The sequence below is a fragment of the Mycobacterium sp. DBP42 genome (genome assembly GCF_005924235.1).
In the GTDB taxonomy this organism is placed as follows: domain Bacteria; phylum Actinomycetota; class Actinomycetes; order Mycobacteriales; family Mycobacteriaceae; genus Mycobacterium; species Mycobacterium syngnathidarum.
The window spans coordinates 58,399-77,100 of record NZ_VCMY01000024.1 but is presented as its reverse complement, the minus strand read 5'-3'; the positions used below and the strand labels follow the sequence as shown (position 1 = coordinate 77,100).

Annotated in this window: 17 protein-coding genes and 2 pseudogenes; 12 read left to right on the top strand and 7 right to left on the bottom strand. The window is 66.6% G+C overall.

The genetic code is table 11. The features are described from left to right. The first annotated feature begins 64 nt into the window (after nucleotides 1–64). Nucleotides 65–268, top strand: a complete 204-nt coding sequence (locus E0T84_RS20470) for a hypothetical protein (RefSeq protein ID WP_070188662.1) — start codon at nucleotides 65–67, stop codon at nucleotides 266–268. 77 nt (nucleotides 269–345) lie between these two features. Then, entirely contained in the window at nucleotides 346–885 is a 540-nt protein-coding gene (locus E0T84_RS20465; RefSeq protein ID WP_138745340.1) for a hypothetical protein, read from the top strand. Here the strand turns inward: E0T84_RS20465 and E0T84_RS20460 are convergent. The 3 genes and pseudogenes from E0T84_RS20460 to E0T84_RS20450 form a co-directional block, all read right to left on the bottom strand. Further along, nucleotides 882–1,734: pseudogene (locus E0T84_RS20460) on the bottom strand (molybdopterin dinucleotide binding domain-containing protein). The gene E0T84_RS20465 and the pseudogene E0T84_RS20460 sit on opposite strands and share 4 nt — an antisense overlap. 37 nt (nucleotides 1,735–1,771) lie before the next feature. After that, nucleotides 1,772–3,664 (bottom strand): ABC transporter ATP-binding protein, encoded by a 1,893-nt coding sequence (locus E0T84_RS20455; protein ID WP_171055108.1) that lies wholly within the window; start codon nucleotides 3,662–3,664, stop codon nucleotides 1,772–1,774. After that, a complete protein-coding gene (locus E0T84_RS20450) occupies nucleotides 3,661–5,406 on the bottom strand; it encodes an ABC transporter ATP-binding protein (RefSeq protein WP_070188666.1) in 1,746 nt (581 codons plus the stop codon). Before E0T84_RS20450 ends, E0T84_RS20455 begins: the two co-directional genes overlap by 4 nt. A gap of 117 nt (nucleotides 5,407–5,523) precedes the next feature. Between E0T84_RS20450 and E0T84_RS20445 the strand changes: the two genes are divergently transcribed. Together E0T84_RS20445 and E0T84_RS20440 are read left to right on the top strand one after the other, a co-directional pair. After that, the gene (locus E0T84_RS20445; protein WP_070946978.1) at nucleotides 5,524–6,117 is read left to right on the top strand and encodes a DUF3558 domain-containing protein; all 594 of its coding nucleotides are present in this window, start codon (nucleotides 5,524–5,526) and stop codon (nucleotides 6,115–6,117) included. After that, nucleotides 6,117–6,671, top strand: a complete 555-nt coding sequence (locus E0T84_RS20440) for a DUF3558 domain-containing protein (protein WP_070188682.1) — start codon at nucleotides 6,117–6,119, stop codon at nucleotides 6,669–6,671. The genes E0T84_RS20445 and E0T84_RS20440 overlap by 1 nt, the downstream gene beginning before the upstream one ends. On the opposite strand, the gene E0T84_RS20435 is transcribed toward E0T84_RS20440, so the two are convergent. Beyond that, complete coding sequence (locus E0T84_RS20435; protein WP_200806176.1) at nucleotides 6,668–7,189, bottom strand: histidine phosphatase family protein; 522 nt, start codon at nucleotides 7,187–7,189, stop codon at nucleotides 6,668–6,670. The two genes, E0T84_RS20440 and E0T84_RS20435, sit on opposite strands and share 4 nt — an antisense overlap. Nucleotides 7,190–7,300: 111 nt before the next feature. Between E0T84_RS20435 and E0T84_RS20430 the strand changes: the two genes are divergently transcribed. From E0T84_RS20430 to E0T84_RS20420, 3 genes are read left to right on the top strand one after another with little or no spacing between them, the layout of a single operon-like run. Next, nucleotides 7,301–8,452 (top strand): exonuclease SbcCD subunit D, encoded by a 1,152-nt coding sequence (locus tag E0T84_RS20430; RefSeq protein WP_070188668.1) that lies wholly within the window; start codon nucleotides 7,301–7,303, stop codon nucleotides 8,450–8,452. After that, entirely contained in the window at nucleotides 8,449–11,082 is a 2,634-nt protein-coding gene (locus E0T84_RS20425; RefSeq protein WP_070188669.1) for an ATP-binding protein, read from the top strand. Before E0T84_RS20430 ends, E0T84_RS20425 begins: the two co-directional genes overlap by 4 nt. 27 nt (nucleotides 11,083–11,109) lie before the next feature. Continuing rightward, complete coding sequence (locus tag E0T84_RS20420; RefSeq protein WP_138745339.1) at nucleotides 11,110–12,606, top strand: GMC family oxidoreductase; 1,497 nt, start codon at nucleotides 11,110–11,112, stop codon at nucleotides 12,604–12,606. 15 nt (nucleotides 12,607–12,621) lie between these two features. Here the strand turns inward: E0T84_RS20420 and E0T84_RS32380 are convergent. Continuing rightward, nucleotides 12,622–12,699, bottom strand: a pseudogene (locus E0T84_RS32380) (TetR/AcrR family transcriptional regulator); the annotation flags it as partial. Between the two features lie 157 nt (nucleotides 12,700–12,856). Here E0T84_RS32380 and E0T84_RS20410 point away from each other — a divergent pair. Genes E0T84_RS20410 through E0T84_RS20390 form a run of 5 tightly spaced genes read left to right on the top strand, consistent with a single transcriptional unit; the run spans nucleotide 12,857 to nucleotide 16,423 of the window. Further along, entirely contained in the window at nucleotides 12,857–13,612 is a 756-nt protein-coding gene (locus tag E0T84_RS20410) for a hypothetical protein (protein ID WP_138745338.1), read from the top strand. Beyond that, nucleotides 13,609–14,328: a hypothetical protein gene (locus E0T84_RS20405; RefSeq protein WP_070188671.1), complete on the top strand. Its 720-nt coding sequence runs from the start codon at nucleotides 13,609–13,611 to the stop codon at nucleotides 14,326–14,328. Before E0T84_RS20410 ends, E0T84_RS20405 begins: the two co-directional genes overlap by 4 nt. 46 nt (nucleotides 14,329–14,374) lie before the next feature. Further along, nucleotides 14,375–14,893, top strand: coding sequence for a cytochrome c oxidase subunit 3 (locus tag E0T84_RS20400; protein ID WP_234998559.1), 519 nt, complete (start codon nucleotides 14,375–14,377; stop codon nucleotides 14,891–14,893). Between the two features lie 2 nt (nucleotides 14,894–14,895). After that, nucleotides 14,896–15,162, top strand: coding sequence for a cytochrome C oxidase subunit IV family protein (locus E0T84_RS20395; protein ID WP_070188673.1), 267 nt, complete (start codon nucleotides 14,896–14,898; stop codon nucleotides 15,160–15,162). 25 nt (nucleotides 15,163–15,187) lie between these two features. Next, nucleotides 15,188–16,423, top strand: coding sequence for an alpha/beta fold hydrolase (locus E0T84_RS20390; RefSeq protein WP_138745337.1), 1,236 nt, complete (start codon nucleotides 15,188–15,190; stop codon nucleotides 16,421–16,423). On the opposite strand, the gene E0T84_RS20385 is transcribed toward E0T84_RS20390, so the two are convergent. Together E0T84_RS20385 and E0T84_RS20380 are read right to left on the bottom strand one after the other, a co-directional pair. Next, nucleotides 16,404–16,913 carry a hypothetical protein gene (locus tag E0T84_RS20385; protein WP_070946984.1) on the bottom strand — a complete coding sequence of 170 codons (510 nt, stop codon included), beginning with the start codon at nucleotides 16,911–16,913 and terminating at the stop codon, nucleotides 16,404–16,406. The genes E0T84_RS20390 and E0T84_RS20385 overlap by 20 nt on opposite strands. Nucleotides 16,914–16,921: 8 nt before the next feature. Next, nucleotides 16,922–18,604: an ABC transporter family substrate-binding protein gene (locus E0T84_RS20380; RefSeq protein WP_239252908.1), complete on the bottom strand. Its 1,683-nt coding sequence runs from the start codon at nucleotides 18,602–18,604 to the stop codon at nucleotides 16,922–16,924. Between the last annotated feature and the right edge of the window lie 98 nt (nucleotides 18,605–18,702).

Here is an 18,702-nt window from a genome sequence, read left to right as displayed (position 1 = left end):
TCGCCATCAGGCTACAAGTCGCCACTGCGCTACGAATGGGGCGAACCCCTGGCATTCTGATGCCATGGCAAAGGAAATCGACCCGCTCCGCGCCCAAGGTGCGTTGGCGGTCTTGAAGCAGCATCCCGGCATGGCGCTGTTCGCGGTGTCGCCGGCGATCATCCTGCTGGGTGCCGTGTGGTGGATCGCCGGTCCGGGGTGGGCGGGCCTGCTGCTGGTCGTGCTGGTGCTGGCCGGCGGCGCGGCGCTGCTGCTCAAGCGCAACTGACCGCGGCCGCCGAAAAGCGACGTTCGCCGGTGGTGAACGCCACCCCATCAGCGGTGTAACGGTGTAATCATGTAATCATGACTAAACATCAACACCATCGCCGGTCCGCGGACGAGGCCGCCGAATGGTTCGCGGGCAGGCTGCCCGATACGTGGTTCGCCGGCGATCCGACGGTGATCGTCGACCGCGAAGAGATCACCGTCATCGGCAGGCTGCCGGCTCTAGAAGACTCCGAGACCGCAGCCCGCGCCTCCGGTCGGGCCGCGCGATTCCGGGAGGAAACGCGTGGCGAGCGCATGCGCATCGCCGACGAGGCGCAGGGGCGATTCGATCGCAAGGTGTCCTGGGGCGTCGAGGTCAGCACGGGAGTCGACACCGACAATGACGTGGAGCGAATCCTGTTCACGCACATCGCCGTACCGGTGATGACCCGTCTCAAGCAGCCCGAGCGTCAGGTACTCGACACCTTGGTCGACGCGGGTGTGGCGCGGTCCCGCTCGGATGCGCTGGCCTGGTCGGTGCGCCTGGTGGGTCAGCACACCGACGAGTGGCTGGGCAAGCTGCGTGACGCCATGAAAGCCGTCGACGATCTGCGTGCTGAAGGGCCTGGCGTCTAGACCCGCTCGATCGCGACGTATACCGAGCCCAGCGTCGAGGTCTGTGACAGCGGATCGATGGCGGCGCGGTCAGCCAGCAGGTTGCGGTTGACCCCGTAGGACTCCGGTGTGCCACCGTGGCGCGGGTCGAACACCCGTGAGCCCCAGCCGTGGTCGAGCACCACGACCCCGCGGCGCGGTCGGTCGCTGAGGGTGGCTGTCACCTCCAACTGTCCTGTCGGGGAGAACAGTGGGACCCGGTCACCGGCCGCGATGCCCAGCGCCGCGGCGTCCTCGGGGTGCACCAGCACCTCGTTGCCCCTCCTGGCCGGGTGTAGGCCCGGCAATTCGTTGAGCCACGAATTCATCGAATGCCGACGGCGGCGGTTCCCGAGCAGGAACGGGAAACCCTCGGGCGCCGCAGGATCCGGTGCCGCGAGCAGTTCCCGGGCTCGCGTCACGAATTCGTCGGGCGCCGCACGCACCTTGTGGTCCGGCTGCGTCCAGCCAGGCATTCATGAACACCAGATTCGACGACGAGTAGCCGGCCGGATTTCCGTAGTAGGCCGCGACGGCGTCCGGTCCACCGGCGTCGATGATCCGGTTCATCCGCTCGGCGATGTCGCTGATCGCCTCGTCCCAGCTGGCCTCGACGTAGGTATCGCCGACGCGGCGCATCGGTGACAGGATCCGGCGGGGATGCTCCACCATCTGGCCGGCGGTGCGGCCCTTGGCGCAGAAATCGCCCCAGGTGTGGGGATTGAGCTTGTCGGCGGCGATCTTGCGCACCCGGTTGTCCTCGACCGTCACCTCGAGGCCACAGGAGGCCAGGCAGTACCGGCAGAAGGTGTGCACGGTCCTGGTCGTCATTACACCAACACTACAATTTGTAATGGTGTTGCGGGTACTAAACCCGGGTCATCTCCCAGTACCGGCCATGCCGCGACATGAGCTCTTCGTGCGTGCCGCGTTCGATGATCCGCCCGGCGTCCATCACCAGGATCAGGTCGGCATCGCGGATCGTCGAAAGCCGGTGCGCGATGATGAAACTCGTGCGGTCCCGACGCAACTCGGCCATCGCCTGCTGGATCAGCAGTTCGGTGCGGGTGTCCACCGCGCTGGTCGCCTCGTCGAGCACCAGCACCCGCGGCCGCGCCAGCACCGCCCGCGCGATCGTGATGAGCTGTTTCTCACCGGCACTGATGGCGCCGCCATCGTCGTCGACCCGGGTGGCATATCCGTCCGGCAGGGTGTGCACGAACCGGTCCACGTACGCCGCCCTGGCCGCCGCGAGCACCTCGTCCTCAGAGGGATCCGGGCGGCCGTAGGCGATGTTGTCGTAGATGGTGCCGCCGAACAGCCAGGTGTCCTGCAGCACCATCCCGATCGAGGACCGCAGCGATTGCCGGTTCACCGTCGAGATGTCCACGCCGTCGATCAGGATGCGCCCGGAGTCGACCTCGTAGAAGCGCATCAGCAGGTTCACACACGTGGTCTTGCCCGCACCGGTAGGGCCGACGATGGCCACGGTGCTGCCCGCCTCGGCCACCAGCGAAAGGTCTTCGATCACCGGCGTGTCCGGGAGGTAGCCGAAGTTGACCCGCTCGAACTGGACGCGGCCCGCGCCGATCGCCAGGGCGGTGTCCGGTTCAGCGGACTGCTCCTCGGCGTCGAGCAGGTCGAAAACGCGTTCGGCACTGGCGATCCCGGATTGCAGCGTGTTGTACATCCCGGCCACCTGGCCCAGCGGCTGGTTGAACTGGCGCACGTACTGGATGAACGCCTGGATGCTGCCCAGGGTGATCTGGCCGCCGGCCACCTGCAGACCGCCCACCACGGCGACGGCCACATAGCTGAGATTGCCGATGAACATCGTCGACGGGCCGACCAGGCCCGAGAAAAACTGTGCCCCGATGCTGGACTGGTAGACCTCGTCATTGAGTTCGTCGAAGCGACGCTGCGCGGCCTCGCGGTGCCCGAACGTTTTCACGATCGTGAAGCCGCTGTAGGTCTCCTCGATGTGGGCCGCCAAGCGGCCGGTGTTGCGCCATTGCGCGACGAACAACGGCTGGGAGCGACGGGTGATCCAGCGCGTCACCCACAGGGACAGTGGCACGGTGACGACCGTCAGCAGTGCCAGCAGGGGTGAGATTGTCAGCATCATCACCAGGACGGCGAATACCGTCAGCACCGAGGTCAGCAGCTGGCTGATGGTCATCGACACCGAGCCCTGGATGTTGTCGATGTCGTTGGTGACGCGGCTGAGCACCTCGCCGCGCTGACGGGAATCGAAGTAGGACAGCGGCAGCCGGTGCAGCTTGTCCTCCACCTCGGCGCGCAGCGCCACCATGGTGCGTTGCACCGTCACGTTGAGCAGCCGGGCCTGAAGCCAAACCAGCAGCGCGGCAAGCAGGTACAGTCCCAGCGCCAGGGCCAGGGTGCGGGCCACCGCCGCGAAGTCAACCCCCTGGCCGGGCACCACGTTCATCCCCGAAAGCAGGTCGGCGAACGCGTTGTCGCCGCGGGCCCGGGCTGCCTCGACGGCCTGCTCCTTGCTCAATCCCGCGGGCAGCTCCCGCCCGATCACACCGTTGAACAACAGGTCGGTCGCATGTCCGAGAATCCGCGGGCCGATTACTCCGAGCGCGATCCCGGCCACACCGAGCAGTATCACGGAGATCGCCAGGCCCCGTTGCGGTATCAGGCGTCTGAGCAGCCGCAGGGCCGAGCCACGGAAGTCCCGGGTGCGTTCGGCGGGTGCAACCGGGGTTCCACTGCGGCGCAGCGCGGGCCCGGTCATCGCGGCTCTCCGGCGGTGATGGCCTGCGAGGCGGCGAACTCGGCGTAGGTGGGACAGTCGGTGAGCAGCGACTCGTGGGTGCCGATGCCGACGATGCGGCCGTCTTCGACCACGACCACCTGATCGGCCTCGATCACCGTCGAGATCCGCTGCGACACGATCACCACGGTGGCGTCGGCCGACACTTCGCGCAGGGCGGCCCGCACCCGTGCATCGGTGTGCACGTCGAGTGCCGAGAACGCATCGTCGAACAGGTAGATGGCGGGTCTGCGGACCACGGCGCGGGCGATCGCGAGCCGTTGCCGCTGCCCGCCCGAGAAATTGATGCCGCCCTGGGCCACCGGACGGTTGAGGCCGTCGGGGTGGGCGGCCACGAAGTCGTCGGCCGCCGCGATCCGCAGCGCCTCCCACATCTGTTCGTCGGTGAGCTCCTGCCCCGGTACCGCGCCGTAGCGCAGGTTCTCGGCGATCGTCCCGGAGAACAGGTACCCGCGCTGGGGGACCAGGCCGATGGTCGCCCACAGCTGTTCGAGGTCGAGTTCGCGTACATCGATGCCGTCGACGCGCACCGCACCGGAGCTGACGTCGTAGAACCGGCAGACCATTGCGAGCAGGGTGGACTTGCCCGACCCGGTGGATCCTACGACCGCGGTGGTGGTGCCGCGCCGGGCGTGAAACGAAACCTGCTGCAGCACAGGTCGATCCGCGCCGGGGTAGCTGAACGATGCGTCTTCGAAGGTGATCTCGCCGTCCAGCGTCTGCGGTCGGACCGGATCGACCGGGGTGGTGATGCGGGGTCGAGTGGCCAGCACGCCGCTGACACGTTCGGCGCACACGGAAGCGCGCGGCAGCATGACCGCCAGAACCGCGGCCATCAGCACGGCCATCAGGATCTGCATGAAGTAGGCCAGGAACGCGATGAGAGAGCCGACCTGCATGTGGCCGGCATCGATGCGTAGCCCGCCGAACCAGATCAGCGCGACACTGGACACGTTGATCACCAGCGTGGTGGCCGGCAGCATCAGCGCCTGCCACCGCCCGGCTTCCAGTGCGGTCGCCGACAGGGCCTGGTTGGCATCGGCGAACCGGCGCCCTTCGACGGGTTCGCGGGCGAATGCCCGGATCACCCGGACGCCGGACAGCTGATCGCGCATCACGCGGTTGATCCCGTCGATCAACCGCTGCATGCGACGGTAGATCGGCATCAGGTGTCTGATGATCGCGTAGTTGGTCAGTGCCAGGACCGGCACGCTGACGACGAGCAGCCACGACAGCCCGGCATCCTGGTGCAGCGCCATCAGGATGCCGCCGACCGACATGATCGGGGCGGTGATCAGGATCGTGGCGGTCATCTGCAGCAGCTGCTGGATCTGACCGACGTCGTTGGTGGTACGGGTCAGCAGCGAGGGGGCGCCGAATCTGGCGGTCTCTTCGGCCGAGAAGGAGGTGACGTGGTGGAAGATCGCCGACCGCAGATCGCGACCGAAGCCCATGGCCGCACGTGACCCGAAGAACACCGCTCCGATGGCGCAGGCCACCTGCAGACCGGTCACGGCCAGCATCACCCCGCCGAGTTCGATGATCCGCTGGGTGTCGCCCTTGGCCACCCCGTCATCGATGATGGCCGCGTTGACCGTCGGCAAATACAGCGTGGCCAAGGTGCTGATCACCTGAAGTGTCGCGACGACCGCGAGCAGCCGCCGGTATGGCCGCGCGTACTGTCGCAGCAGCGCCCAGAGCATCTGGCTACTCTCGCACACCTGCCTGTGTGGTTCCGTGTCCCGCAGTCATCGTGTCCGTGTTGGAGAAAGGCCAGGTCAGTCAGCATGTCGGGATGGGGCGTAGGTGTTGCAGCTACAGTGCATGGCGTGACTGCCCGCACGTCCACCAAGCCACTACACCGCAATGCCAGAACCTTGGCGGTACTGGCTGCGGCGATGGTCCCGGTGTTCGCCGGGTGTTCGACCGACGAGCCCGCATCCCCCGAGGTTCCCCAGACCCAGACGCAGAGCGCAGGCGGTGCCGCCAAGCACGGCCCGCATTTTCCGCACTGCGGCGGCGTGACGGACCAGACGGTGACCGAGTTGACGCAGGTGCAGGGGCTGGTCAACACCGCGACCAATTCGTCGGGTTGCCAGTGGCTGCAAGGTGGCAGCATCTTGGGACCGCACTTCTCGTTCACCTGGTTCCGGGGCAGCCCGATCGGCCGCGAGCGCAAGACCGAGGAACTGTCGCGGACCAGCGTGGAGGACATCAACATCGAGGGCCACGGCGGTTTCATCGCGATCGGCGAGAACCCGCTCAAAGCCGGCGACGTGAATCTGTGTGAGATCGGTATCCAATTCGACGACGATTTCATCGAGTGGTCCGTGAGCTTCGACCAGAAGCCCTATCCCGATCCGTGCGAAGTCGCCAAGGAACTGACCCGCCAGTCGATTGTGAATTCCAAATGATGACGCGACGTGGGATCAGCGGACTGACGGCCGTGCTCGCCGGGCTGGCGGCTTTCGCCGGACTGACCGGTTGCACCACCACGGTCGACGGCACCGCCGCCAAGGAGGGGTCCATCAGCGGCCCCAGTAACAACAGGTCCGAGAAGACCTACCCCAACCTCCTCAAGGAGTGCGATGTCCTGACCACGGACATCCTCGCCAAGACGGTGGGTGCCGACCCGCTGGACATCCAGAGCACGTTCGTCGGCGCAGTGTGCCGCTGGCAGGCGGCCAACCCGGCCGGCCTGGTCGACATCACCCGGTTCTGGTACGAGCAGGGAAGCCTGGACAACGAACGTCAGACGGCCGAGCAGCTGCAGTACGGGATCGAGCAACGGCGGATCGCCGGTGTCGATTCGATCATCATGAGGCCCGACGGGCTCAACGGTGCGTGCGGCGTGGCCAGCGACGCGGCCGGTGTGGTGGGTTGGTGGGTCAATCCGCAGGCCCCGGGGATCGATGCCTGCCCCATGGCCATCAAGCTCATGGAACTGACGCTGGCCACCAACTCCTAACGGGGTACGTGGAAGCGCATCAGTGTCGCACCGCCGAGTGCCAGCTGGTCCCATGAGCTGTTGACGCGCACCACCGCGATCGCCGAGGTCGGGAACTTCAGCGAAATACTCTCCGCAGCAGATCGGTTCGAGCCGTCCGACAGCCCGAGAGCGACGGCGGACACGGCGGGCTCGTGCCCGATCACCAACAGCGTCGACGGATCGGTGCCGAAACGCGACGTGGCACCGTTGATCTCGTCGATGACGGTTCCCGGCCGGGCGTCGTAGATGCGCTGGGCGAACTGCACGGGCGCGTCGATGCCGGTGCGCTCCAACGTCTGCCGGGTGCGCGCTGCCGTAGAGCACAGCACCGCGTCCACGGCCGGGAGGTTGGCCCGGATCCAGTCTCCGGCCAGCGCCGCCTCCCTGATGCCGCGCGCGGCCAGGGGACGGTCGTGGTCGGCCACCCCGTCGGGATAGTCCGACTTGGCGTGGCGCATCAGCAGCAGGGTTCTGATCGGACTGTCGGGGGCGGCCATTCTCAACAGAGTAGGCAAGCCTGAGGCCATGCCGCTGCAGGTCCCGAGACTTGTCGGCCCGCGGTTTTACACTCGCCTTGCTTGGTGAGAGACACTGAAGGGACGGGGCCGATGCGTTTTCTGCACACCGCCGACTGGCAACTCGGCATGACCCGTCACTTCCTCAGCGGTGAGGCCCAGCCTCGTTACTCCGCGTCGCGCCGCGAAGCGGTGGCGGCGCTGGGCCCGGTGGCCGCGGCCTCGGGCGCGGAGTTCGTCGTGGTGTCCGGGGACGTGTTCGAGCACAACCAGTTGGCCCCGCGTGAGGTCAGCTTGTCGCTGGAGGCCATGCGCGCCATCGACGTACCGGTGTATCTGTTGCCGGGCAACCATGATCCGCTCGATGCCGCCTCGGTCTACACGAGCGCACTGTTCACCACCGAATGCCCGGACAACGTCGTGGTCCTCGACCGTGCGGGGGTGCACGAGGTGCGCCCGGGGTTGGAGATCGTGGCCGCGCCGTGGCGGTCCAAGGCGCCCACCTCGGATCTGGTCGGCGACGTGCTGGCCGGTCTGCCGGCCGACGGTGCCACCCGGGTGGTGGTCGGCCACGGTGGCGTCGACCTCCTCGATCCGGACAAGGGCAAGCCGTCGCTGATCCGGCTGGCCACTGTCGAGGATGCGTTGGCTCGCGGCGCGGTTCATTATGTGGCTTTGGGGGACAAGCACTCTCGCACCGAGGTCGGGTCGACCGGGCGGGTCTGGTACTCGGGCTCACCTGAGGTGACGAACTATGACGACATCGAATCCGACCCGGGTCACGTACTTGTGGTCGATATCGACGAGACCGATCCGCAGCGCGGCGTTCGGGTTGCGTCCGAGCGAGTGGGCCGGTGGCGGTTCATCACGCTGCGCCGTGAGGTGGACACCGATCGCGATGTGGCCGATCTGGATCTGAATCTGGATCTGTTGGAGGACAAGGAACGTACCGTCGTACGGCTGGCCTTGACTGGCTCGCTGACCGTGACGGACAAGGCCGCGCTGGACGCCTGCCTGGATCGTTATGCGCGGTTGTTCGCGGCGCTCACGCAGTGGGAGCGGCACACCGAGATCGCGGTCCTGCCTGCCGATGGCGAATTCGACGACCTGGGTATCGGTGGGTTCGCGGCGGCCGCGGTGGACGAGTTGGTGGCCACCGCTCGCACCGACGGCGCCGCGGCCGACGACGCACGCGCGGCACTGGGGCTGTTGCTGCGTCTGGTCGACCGGGGGAGTGCGGCATGAAACTGCATCGCCTGGTCCTGACCAACTACCGCGGCATCACCCACCGCGAGATCGAATTCCCGGATCACGGTGTGGTGGTCGTCAGCGGCGCCAACGAGATCGGCAAGTCCTCGATGATCGAGGCGCTGGATCTGCTGCTGGAAGCCAAGGACCGCTCGGGCAAGAAGGAAGTCAAGCAGGTCAAGCCGACCCATGCCGACGTCGGTGCCGAGGTTGCCGCCGAAATATCCACCGGCCCTTACCGTTTCATGTACCGCAAGCGTTTTCACAAGCGTGCCGAGACCCAGTTGACGGTGCTGGCGCCGGTCCGCGAGCAGCTCAGTGGCGATGAAGCGCACGAGCGGGTGCTGGCGATGCTCGCCGAGACGGTGGACACCAGCCTGTGGCAGGCCCAACGGGTGCTGCAGGCCGGCTCGACGGCTCCGGTCGACCTGTCGGGGTCGGATGCGCTGGCCCGGGCTCTGGACGTGGCCGCGGGCGAGGCGGTGGCACTCTCCGGGGACGAGCCGCTGCTGATCGAGCGGATCGATGCGGAGTACTTGCGTTACTTCACCGCCACCGGCCGGCCCACCGGCGAGTGGGCGGCAGTGACGAAGCGGCTCGCCGCCGCCGAGGAGCAGGTGGCGCAGTGTGCGGCCGCCGTGGCCGAAGTGGATGACGCGGTGCGCCGGCACGCCCAACTCAGCGTGGAGGCCGCGGATGCGGCCGCGCAACGCGAAGAGGCACGCGCAGGCCTGGCCGCCGCGCGCAAGGCCGCCGACGCGGTTGCCGCACTGGTCCAGCGGCTCAAAGAGGCCGAGGTGGTTGCCGAAGCCGCCCGGGTGGCGCAGGCCGCATCGACCGCGGCGCTCACCGAACGCCGCCGGCTGCGTGCCGAACTCGACGAGCGTGCCGCCACCATCGCCGAACTACAGTCCGCGCTTGCCGTGGCCGACAACGAAACCACCACGGCGCGTGAAGTTCACGAGGCCGCCGAGGAAGCGGCTGAACAGGCCCTGGTGGCCGTACAGGAGCACGAATCCCGGGTGGAGGCAGCGCGCACCACCCTGACCCGGATGACCGAACGTGACGAGGCTGACCGGCTGGCCACCCGGTTGAGCAAGATCGATACCGCTGTAGGCGACCTCGACCAGGTCACCCGCGAACTCGCTGAGATCGCGCTGGACGACGCCGGCATGCGGGCCGTCGAAGCGGCCGCGGTGGCGGTGGAACGTGCTGCCGGGCAGGCTGAACTGGCTTCGGCCCGAATCGAACTCGTGGCAGCCGCCGACCGTGACGTCCGGGTGGACCAGGCGCAGGTGCCCTTGGCGGCCGGGCGGCCATGGTCGGTCAACACCACCGCGGACACCGAGATCGACGTGCCCGGGGTGCTGACCGTTCGCGTGGTGCCCGGCGCTCCGGCAGCGCAGACCCGGGCGCGTCTGGACGAGGCGCAGAATGTGCTGACGGCCGCGCTGGCCGCGGCCGGGGCCGACGATGTGGACACCGCGCGCGCTCTCGACATCCGCCGCCGGGAACTGCTCGGAAGCCGGGATCGGTTGCGCGCCACCGTGGATGCTCTCACCGGGGACGATGACCTGACGGTGCTGCGGGCGCAGCTGACCCAGCTGCAAGCCGGTCAGCCCGATGAGGCGGGGCTGTTCGAGCTGTCTGGGCCCACCGATGTCACGAGTGCTCGCACCGACCTCGACACCGCGGTGGCGGCGCACCGTCAAGCGGTGGCTGACTGCGAGACCAACCGCAAGGTGGTGGTCGCGGCAGCCAAGAAGTTGTCGGAGAAGTCGACCCGCTGCAGCGTGTTGCGCGACAAGCTCACCACCGCCCAGGCCGAGCTGACGGTGGCCGGCGGTCGCCTGGAGCTCCAGCGCGCACAGACCAGTGACGACGAGCTTGCCGTGAAAGCCCAGGGCGCCGACGACGAGGCGACCGCCACCGCGGGACGGGTGACGGCGCTGCAGACCGAATTGTCGGCAACAGAACCTGATTCGGTGCGGTCTGCGCTCGACGAGGCAGCGCGCCGCGCCGAACACCTGGACAACCGGCACGAGATCGCGGTCGAGGGACTGCGCGAGGTGGCCGCCCAGCTCAAGGTGTACGGCACGCAGGGGCGCAAGGGGCTTCTCGATGCTGCCGAGACCGAACGCGAACACGCCCACGCCGAGTATCTCCGGGTGCACCGCCGGGCCCGCGCGGCCGAGACGCTGCGGTCGGTGATGGCGCGTCACCGCGACGCGACCCGGCAGCGCTATGCCGATCCGTTCCGCCTCGAGGTGCAGCGGTTGGGCCGGCTGGTGTTCGGTGAGGACTTCGAGGTCGACGTCGACAGTGATCTCAACATCCGCACCCGCACACTGTCCGGTCGGACCGTCCCGTACGAGTCGCTGTCCGGCGGCGCCAAGGAGCAGTTGGCCATCGTGGCGCGGCTGGCCGGGGCCACGATGGTGGCCAAGGAGGACAGCGTGCCCGTCATCATCGACGACGCGCTCGGTTTCACCGATCCGGACCGGTTGACCAAGATGGGCGCGGTGTTCGACGCCGTCGGCGGGGACGGGCAGGTCATCGTGTTGACCTGCAGTCCGGAGCGCTACTCGAGCGTCGGCGCGGCGCACCACATCGAATTGACCATATAGCCGCTCCGGCCGCATACACTCCGCCACGTGGAGGCTGATTACGTCGTGGTGGGGACCGGTTCGGCCGGTGCGGTACTGGCGAACCGGCTGAGCGCACACCCGAAGCTGATGGTGCTGGCGCTGGAGGCCGGACCGCGCGACCGCAACAAGTTCATCCACATCCCGGCGGCGTTCTCGAAATTGTTCCGCAGCGAGGTCGACTGGGATTATCTGACCGAGCCGCAACCCGAGCTCGACGGTCGCCAGATCTATTGGCCGCGCGGAAAGACCGTTGGCGGCTCGTCATCGATGAACGCAATGATGTGGGTGCCGGGCTTTCCCGCCGACTATGACGAATGGGGCGATCGGGCCGGGGCGGACTGGAACTACGCCGGCCTGGAGAAGTATCTGAAGCGGATCGAAGCCGGCCCGCTGGTGATCGAGGCGCAGCGCAGCCCACGCAGCTCGACGACCGCATGGCTGGCCGCGGCCGAGGAGTGCGGACACACCGGGTTCCGTGAGACCAGGGTGACCCAGCGTCGCGGCGCCCGATGGAGCACCGCCGACGCATACCTCAAACCGGCCTTGCGGCGGAACAATCTCGCCCTGATCACCGAGGCCACCGCCACGCGGGTGATCTTCGCGGGCAACCGGGCCGTCGGCGTCGAATTCGACAAGGGCGGAGTTCGGGATGTGGCCACCGCGCGCCGCGAGGTCATCCTGTGCGGAGGCGCGATCAACTCGCCCCAACTGCTGATGCTGTCCGGAGTTGGCGACGAGGGCCAATTGGCGCGCCATGGTATCGAGGTAACCCGGCACACGCCGAGCGTCGGCACCAATCTCCTTGACCACCTGGTCGTTCCGCTGGGCTTCGACGTCCGCAATGACAGCTTGTTCGCCGCCGAGAAGCCGGTCGAACTCGTCAACTATCTGGCCCGGCGGCGGGGCATGCTGACCTCGAACGTCGGAGAGGCGTACGGATTCGTCCGCAGCACACCGGATCTGGACCTGCCCGATCTCGAACTGATCTTCGCTCCGGCCCCGTTCTTCGAAGAAGGTATCGGCGATCCGTACGGCCATGCCGTCGTGATGGGCCCGATTCTGCTCAAGCCCCGCAGCCATGGCACCGTCACGCTGCGGTCCGCCGACCCGATGGACAAGCCGATCATCGACCCGCGCTACCTCAGCGATGCGGCCGACCGCACCGCGCTGATGGCCGGTCTGCGGATAACCGCCGAGATCGCCCGGTCCCCGGCCCTCGCGAACGTGGTCGGTAACGTGGCCCGGCCGCTCGACGCGTCCACGCTCGACGACGAGACGCTCACCCGTGCCCTGAATTCGTTGTCGCACACGCTGTATCACCCCGTCGGTACCTGCCGGATGGGAACTGACGAGGACAGCGTGGTCGACCCACAGCTGCGAGTCAGGGGGATCGAGGCGTTGCGGGTCGCCGACGCGTCCGTGATGCCCACGCTCATCCGTGGTCACACGCATGCGCCCAGCGTGCTGATCGGAGAGAAGGCCGCTGAGCTGATCACGGGTTGATCTTGGATCAGCTTGATCGCTTCGGTGTTCCAGCTCCACCAGGACATGCACCTTGGTGGGGAAGTGGAAGAAGAACGTGCCGTGCGCCACGTGTCTGCAGCCCCTTGCGGCTGCGTCGTCCGGCGGTACGAGACCGATGCTACGAAAATACGACTGACTGTACTCAGTACCCGAACTTTCATTTTTACTTTACTGCCGTTACGGTTCGGGTACAGGTAGTTCTGACTTGAGTCAGTTTATGGAGGTTGGCGTGCAGATCCTGGAGCAGGTGCAAGACCTGCCGAAAGCTGGGAACATCAAGGCCCAGTGGGTGAGCCTGTGGACCGGACCGGCCGTCGGCGCGGTCTTGCTGGTGGCGTTGCTGGCATTTCCGGGCTTCTGGCCGCCCATGTCGCCGACGTGGAACGCGCAACAGGTCGCCGAGTTCTACACAGACCACACCGCATGGATCCGCTTCAGTCAGGTGACGTTCAACCTGTGCGGGATCCTGATCCTGCCGTTCTTCATGGTGATCGTCGTCCAGATGAAGCGGATGAGGACCCAGAGCCAAGTGTTCGCCTACTGCTACCTCACCGCAGCGGTGAGCGGTGCCACGATCTTCGCGCTGTCCAATGTGTTCTTCCTGGTCGCCGCGTTTCGTCCGGACCGCAATCCCGAATTGGTCATGTTGCTCAACGATCTCGCGTGGATCGTATTGGTCGCGCCGGTGGGCATGGTGGTGTCGCAGTTCGCGCTGCTGGCAGTCGCGGTCTACTTCGACAACGGGCCCGCCCCGGTGTTCCCCCGGTGGGTCGGGCACTACTCGCTGGGCACCGCGGTGGCGATGATCCCGGCGGCGGGCGCGGCGGTGTTCCACACCGGACCCCTGGCCTGGGATGGCGTGCTGGCCTTCTGGGTGCGCAACGGCGCCTTCGCGGTCTTCGTCGTCGTGATGTTCTTCATGCTGCGCCGCGCAGTGCTCAACCAGGCCATCGAAGACGGCGTGGCAGCGGGCGCCATCGCATGACCGTGTTGACCGGAGCGCCTCCGGGCAAGCCCGATGTACGGTTGATGACCTGGTTCTTCCCCATTTGGTACGGCGCGTTCGGCGTGATCATCTGCATCTTGACCAGGGTGACACCGCCTCCGCGTCCCGATGTCACCGCGGCCGACAAGGTGGCGTTCTTCGCCGAGCATGGCCTGACCATCAAGGTCGGTTTCTGCCTGCTGCTGATCCTGTTGGGCGGCGCGGCGATGACCAACGGACTGGTGGCATACCAGATCAAGCGCATGTCGGTGGGCTCGGTGTTCGCCTACGGATATATCGGTGGCATGGGTGTGGGTGCGGTGCCCGGGTTCCTCTTGGTGTCGGTGTGCTTCCTGACCGCGGCGTTCCGGCCCGACCGTGACCCCGAACTGATCAGTCTGCTCTACGACCTCGGAATGCTTTCGTACAACGGTTCATTGGGCTGTTTCACAGCGGCGTACCTGGTACTGGCCATCGCCGTCCTCTACGACAAGAACGGCGTGTTCCCGGCATGGTTCGCCTACGTCACCATATGGCAGATCATCACCGAGGTGATCGCCACCCAGATGTTCGTGTTCCAGTCCGGGCCGTTCGCCTGGAACGGCTCGATCGCCTTCTGGTTGGCCGTGGTGGTGTTCTCGGTCTGGCTCTCAGCACTGATCGTGCTGTTGCGCCAGGCCCTCAATCGTCAGGAATCATCCAGTGACGCAGACTGATACACGGCCACAGCCCTCGTCGGAGCATGTGCCCGGTGACGGGCACATGTGGGTGATGGTGCTCGGTGATCTGGTCATCTTCGGTGGCTACTTCATCGTCTTCATGATCTACCGAACCATGCACCCAGACGAATTCCTGCGTGCTCAACAACATCTCGACATCACCGTCGGTGTCCTCAACACCGTGATCCTGCTGACCAGTTCCTGGTTGGTGGCCCGGGCGGTGCTGGCGGCCCGCGCCGGACGTCACGAGGCTGCGATCCGGCTCATCTGTGCCGGTGGTGTCGGCGGCCTGATGTTCATGGCCTGCAAGGGTTATGAGTGGGTGGTAAAGATCAACGCCGGCCACACCAACTCCGAGATGTTCTATTCGTTCTACTACGTCCTGACCGGCGTGCATCTGATCCACGTGCTGATCGGGCTCATCGTTCTGAGCGTGATAGTGCGGGAGCTGCGCAACCCGGCTCGCCGCCGCGCGTCGGTGGTGGAGGCAGGCGCGATCTACTGGCACATGGTCGACCTGCTCTGGGTGATCATCTTCGGCCTGCTGTACGTGATGAGGTGAGCATGACCGATAAGGCCGTAACCCAGACCTGGCTGCTGCTGATCGCCATCACCGTCGGATCCTGGTGGCTGGCGCCGGCCCAGTACTCGGAGACACTGCGGCCCAGCGTGCCGATCACCGCGCTGGTGTTGGCCCTGACGCTGGTCAAGTCCCGCTTGATCATCCGGCAGTTCATGGAGGTCCGGACCGCTCCGAGATGGCTGAAGCTCGCCACCGACGGGTGGCTGGCGGTGCTGTTTGTGTCGATCCTCACCATCTATCTGATCTGAGTGTTGCGCGGCACAATGGACCGCAATGACGATGAACGCCAAGCGCAGACGGGTGCACGACAAGCTCGCCGCGCTACCGGGGGTGCGGGCGGTGCGACGCCCGGTCATTCCCGGTTCCGACGAGCATTTCGACCTGTTCTACGTACGGGCCGGGCGTAAGTCTGCACATCCGGTGGTGATCATCCCGGGCGGTCCCGGTGTGGCTTCGATCCAGCCCTACCGGGCGCTGCGCCGGCGTGCGGCTGCCGCCGGATTCGACGTGATCATGATCGAGCACCGGGGAATCGGGATGTCGCGGCACACCGACGCGGGGGCCGATCTGCCTAGGGAGGCCATCACCGTCGAGCAGGTGGTCGACGATATCGCCGCGGTGCTCGACGACGCCGGCGTGCACGAGGCGGTGCTCTACGGCACGTCGTACGGCAGCTATGTCGCCGCCGGGTTCGGGGTGCGCCACCCCGACCGGATCGCGGCGATGGTGCTCGACTCGCCGCTGCTGTCCACCGCCGACATCGAGGCCATGCGCAGCGCCATCCGCGGTCTGCTGTGGGAAGGCACCGATCCCGAGACCGCGGACCTGGCCCCCAAGGTCCGGCGCCTGGTTGCCGACGGGGTACTGGCCCCCAGAGGGGGAGAGCTGGCCGGCCTGCTGTATGGGTTCGGCGGCCCCGCGCTGTTGGACCGTCAGCTCGATCTGCTGTTGGGCGGGCGCACCCTGGTGTGGTCGGCACTGGCGCGGCTGAGCCGGCTGTCGACGCGAAAAGCGCCGTACCACAACGAGGTCGACCTCGTCGGCCGGATCGCCTTTCGTGAGTTGAACTACGCCGGGTCCCCCGATGGGTTGCCACTGGACCCGGCTCTGGAGATGGCCGACATGATCGGCAACGCGAAGTTCTACGAGCCTTTCGAGTCCGAGCCCTTCGATCTCCCGGCGGAGTTGCCCGAGTTCCACTGGCCTACGGTCGTGGTCTCCGGCGGCCGGGATCTGACCACGCCGCCGGCCGTGGCCGAGCGGATCGCCGCACTGGTGCCCGGGGCCGTGTTGGTACGGATGCCGACCGTGGCGCACAGTGTGCTCGATACCAGGGAGCAGGCGGCGTTCGCGGTGATCCGGGCGGTGCGCGACGGTGCGGCGGAACAACTCTCGGCCACCGCCGACGAACTGGACGACCTGCCTTCGCGCGGTGTCATCCGGGTGGCGGTGTCGGCGATCGCGGTGGCGACTGCCTTGGAGGCGGCAATCAATCGTCCGTGGCGATGATGACGGTGGCCACGCCCCGGTTGCGGCAGACGGCGATGAACTCGTGGAACCCGTTGAGACCGACGACCCATCCGTCTGGATGTTCGTTGTCCTTCCGCGGCAAGCTGAGCCGGTAGATCTCGTCCGCGGTGCCCAGGATCGGCGACGTCCACGCCATGATCAACTCGCGCGACAACAGCAGGCTGCTGCTGACCCACGGGTTCAGGTTGGTCGCGGGCCATGACCACAGCGTCGCCACCGCATCGGCATGTGAACATCGCTGGAAGCCATCAACTTTGAGGGAATCCATCCGGTATGGACCATGCCTGGAGCCGGGTACGCCAGTCCACGGGGATGCGCAGTCGTGGTGGTAGCGTGGATGGGCCAGGACGCTGTTGATCAGATCGGTCCCCGACATCGCGGCCGGAAACGCGAACGTCAGCAGGGTGCACCAGCTGTACATCCCCGGAGCCATGTGCACGGTGGTGTCTTCGATCAGTTCGACGTGCACGGACGCGGCTACTTGAGGAAACCGACCTTGGTGTAGTCGGTGTCGGCCAGTCCGGGGGCTCCGAAGTTGGCCAGGCTGCTGCGCACCGCCACGTTGCCCGGTGACTGGAACAGCGGGAGGCTGAACACCTCCTCGAACAGCATCCGGTCCAGCTCGTTGGCCAGCACCAGCGCCTTGGCCGGATCCAGTTCTTCCAGCGTCTGCTCGATCTTCGCGTCGATCTCGGGGCTGCCGATCTTGCCGAAGTTACTGGCACCGTCCTGGGCGTAGATCTGGGTGAGCGAGCTCAGCGGGAAGGCGTCACCGAGGAAAGCGAACTGGGCGATGTCGAAGTCGCCCTTGATGATGTAGTTGCTGAAGAAGCCGGTCCCCGGCTTGGTGTCCAGCTGCAGGTTCACCCCGATCTGACCGAGCATGTTCTGCGCGATCTGGGCCACCTGGCGAGTGCTGCCCGCGTCGTAGAACACGTTGCGGATGACGAGTTCCTTACCGTCTTTCTCTCGGAATTGGCGTCCTTCAGGCACTTTCCATCCCAGCGCATCGAGTTCGGCCTTGGCTTTCTCAGGGTCGAAGGCCACTGACTCGGCGTTGTCCTGATAGCCCTGCTGACCCGCGACGAAGATGTGATTGTCCAGGGGCACCGGGTTGTCGGTGAGTCCCCGCTGGGTGATGTTGGCCAGTGCCTGACGGTCGATGCCCTTGGCGACCGCACGGCGCAGGGCCGGGTCGGCCAGGATCGAACCGGGTGCACCGTTGAAGGTCAGGTGGTACCAGCTGGCCGAGGGGGCGCGACGGATGCTGATACCCGGGGTCTTGCGAGCGATGGTCAGTTCGTCCAGCGAGCCGGTGCCGGTGGCGTCGATGGTGTTGTTCTGCAGCGCCGGGATGCGTGCGGAGTCATCGAGCACCAAGTAGGTGATGGTGTCCAACAGCGGCGGGGCACCCCACCATTTCGGGTTGCGGCTCAACGTGATCCGCTGCGCGCCCCGGTCGATGTTGGACACCAGGAACGGGCCCGCCGATGGCCCCGGCTGGTTCAGCTGAGCCTTGTTGAACGCCTCCGGGGTCGCGGTCATGCTCTTGGGCAGCAGCCGGCCGTTGCCGGCGAACATGCCCTTCCAGTCGGCGTACGGCTTGGCGAAGGTCATCACCGCCTGGCGGTCGTCGACCCCGCGGGTCACCGACGCCACCCGCTCACAGCCGTTGGGCGCGGCGATGACGAACGCCGGGTCTTTGCCGCTGTTGGCCTCGACCTGGGACTTGATGTCCTCCCAGGTGATCGGCGTGCCGTCGGACCACACCGCCTTGGGGTTGATCGTGTAGGTGACCACCTGGGGGTTGGTGCCCGTCAGCTCGACGTTGGTGAAGTAGTCGGTGTTCACCGTCGCCGATCCGTCGGCCGCGATCACGAAGGCGCGCGGCATGGTGGGCCTGGTGAGCGAGCCGACATCGCCGGTGTTGCCGTCGATGTGCAGCGGGTTGAAGTTCGACGGGAACTCGGTCAGGGCCAGGCGCAGGTTACCGCCGTGCCGCAGGTTCGCGACGTCCTGCGGATTGATGTCGTTGGTGGTGCCGATCTCGGCGGTACCGCCGGCCGAGGGGGTCTCCTGATCTCCGCCCGAACACCCGCTCAGGGCGAGTCCGGCAACAACGGTGGCGACAGCCAAACGGCGGATCTTCAATCCGTTCATCCCGCCGATGCTAGAGGTACCCGGGCCACTATGGGGTGAGGACTCGGACAGCGCCGGTGGGGACCGGGTTTTTCGACGCGGAGACCGCGACGTGCAGG

Coding starts and splice junctions, on each gene's coding strand:
- E0T84_RS20435 (WP_200806176.1), bottom strand. CDS start 7,189: ATGGCCGCCCCCGACAGTCCGATCAGAACCCTGCTGCTGATGCGCCAC.
- E0T84_RS20400 (WP_234998559.1), top strand. CDS start 14,375: ATGTGGGTGATGGTGCTCGGTGATCTGGTCATCTTCGGTGGCTACTTC.
- E0T84_RS20450 (WP_070188666.1), bottom strand. CDS start 5,406: ATGCTCTGGGCGCTGCTGCGACAGTACGCGCGGCCATACCGGCGGCTG.
- E0T84_RS20470 (WP_070188662.1), top strand. CDS start 65: ATGGCAAAGGAAATCGACCCGCTCCGCGCCCAAGGTGCGTTGGCGGTC.
- E0T84_RS20425 (WP_070188669.1), top strand. CDS start 8,449: ATGAAACTGCATCGCCTGGTCCTGACCAACTACCGCGGCATCACCCAC.
- E0T84_RS20440 (WP_070188682.1), top strand. CDS start 6,117: ATGACGCGACGTGGGATCAGCGGACTGACGGCCGTGCTCGCCGGGCTG.
- E0T84_RS20380 (WP_239252908.1), bottom strand. CDS start 18,604: ATGAACGGATTGAAGATCCGCCGTTTGGCTGTCGCCACCGTTGTTGCC.
- E0T84_RS20390 (WP_138745337.1), top strand. CDS start 15,188: ATGACGATGAACGCCAAGCGCAGACGGGTGCACGACAAGCTCGCCGCG.
- E0T84_RS20395 (WP_070188673.1), top strand. CDS start 14,896: ATGACCGATAAGGCCGTAACCCAGACCTGGCTGCTGCTGATCGCCATC.
- E0T84_RS20465 (WP_138745340.1), top strand. CDS start 346: ATGACTAAACATCAACACCATCGCCGGTCCGCGGACGAGGCCGCCGAA.
- E0T84_RS20405 (WP_070188671.1), top strand. CDS start 13,609: ATGACCGTGTTGACCGGAGCGCCTCCGGGCAAGCCCGATGTACGGTTG.
- E0T84_RS20455 (WP_171055108.1), bottom strand. CDS start 3,664: ATGACCGGGCCCGCGCTGCGCCGCAGTGGAACCCCGGTTGCACCCGCC.
- E0T84_RS20430 (WP_070188668.1), top strand. CDS start 7,301: ATGCGTTTTCTGCACACCGCCGACTGGCAACTCGGCATGACCCGTCAC.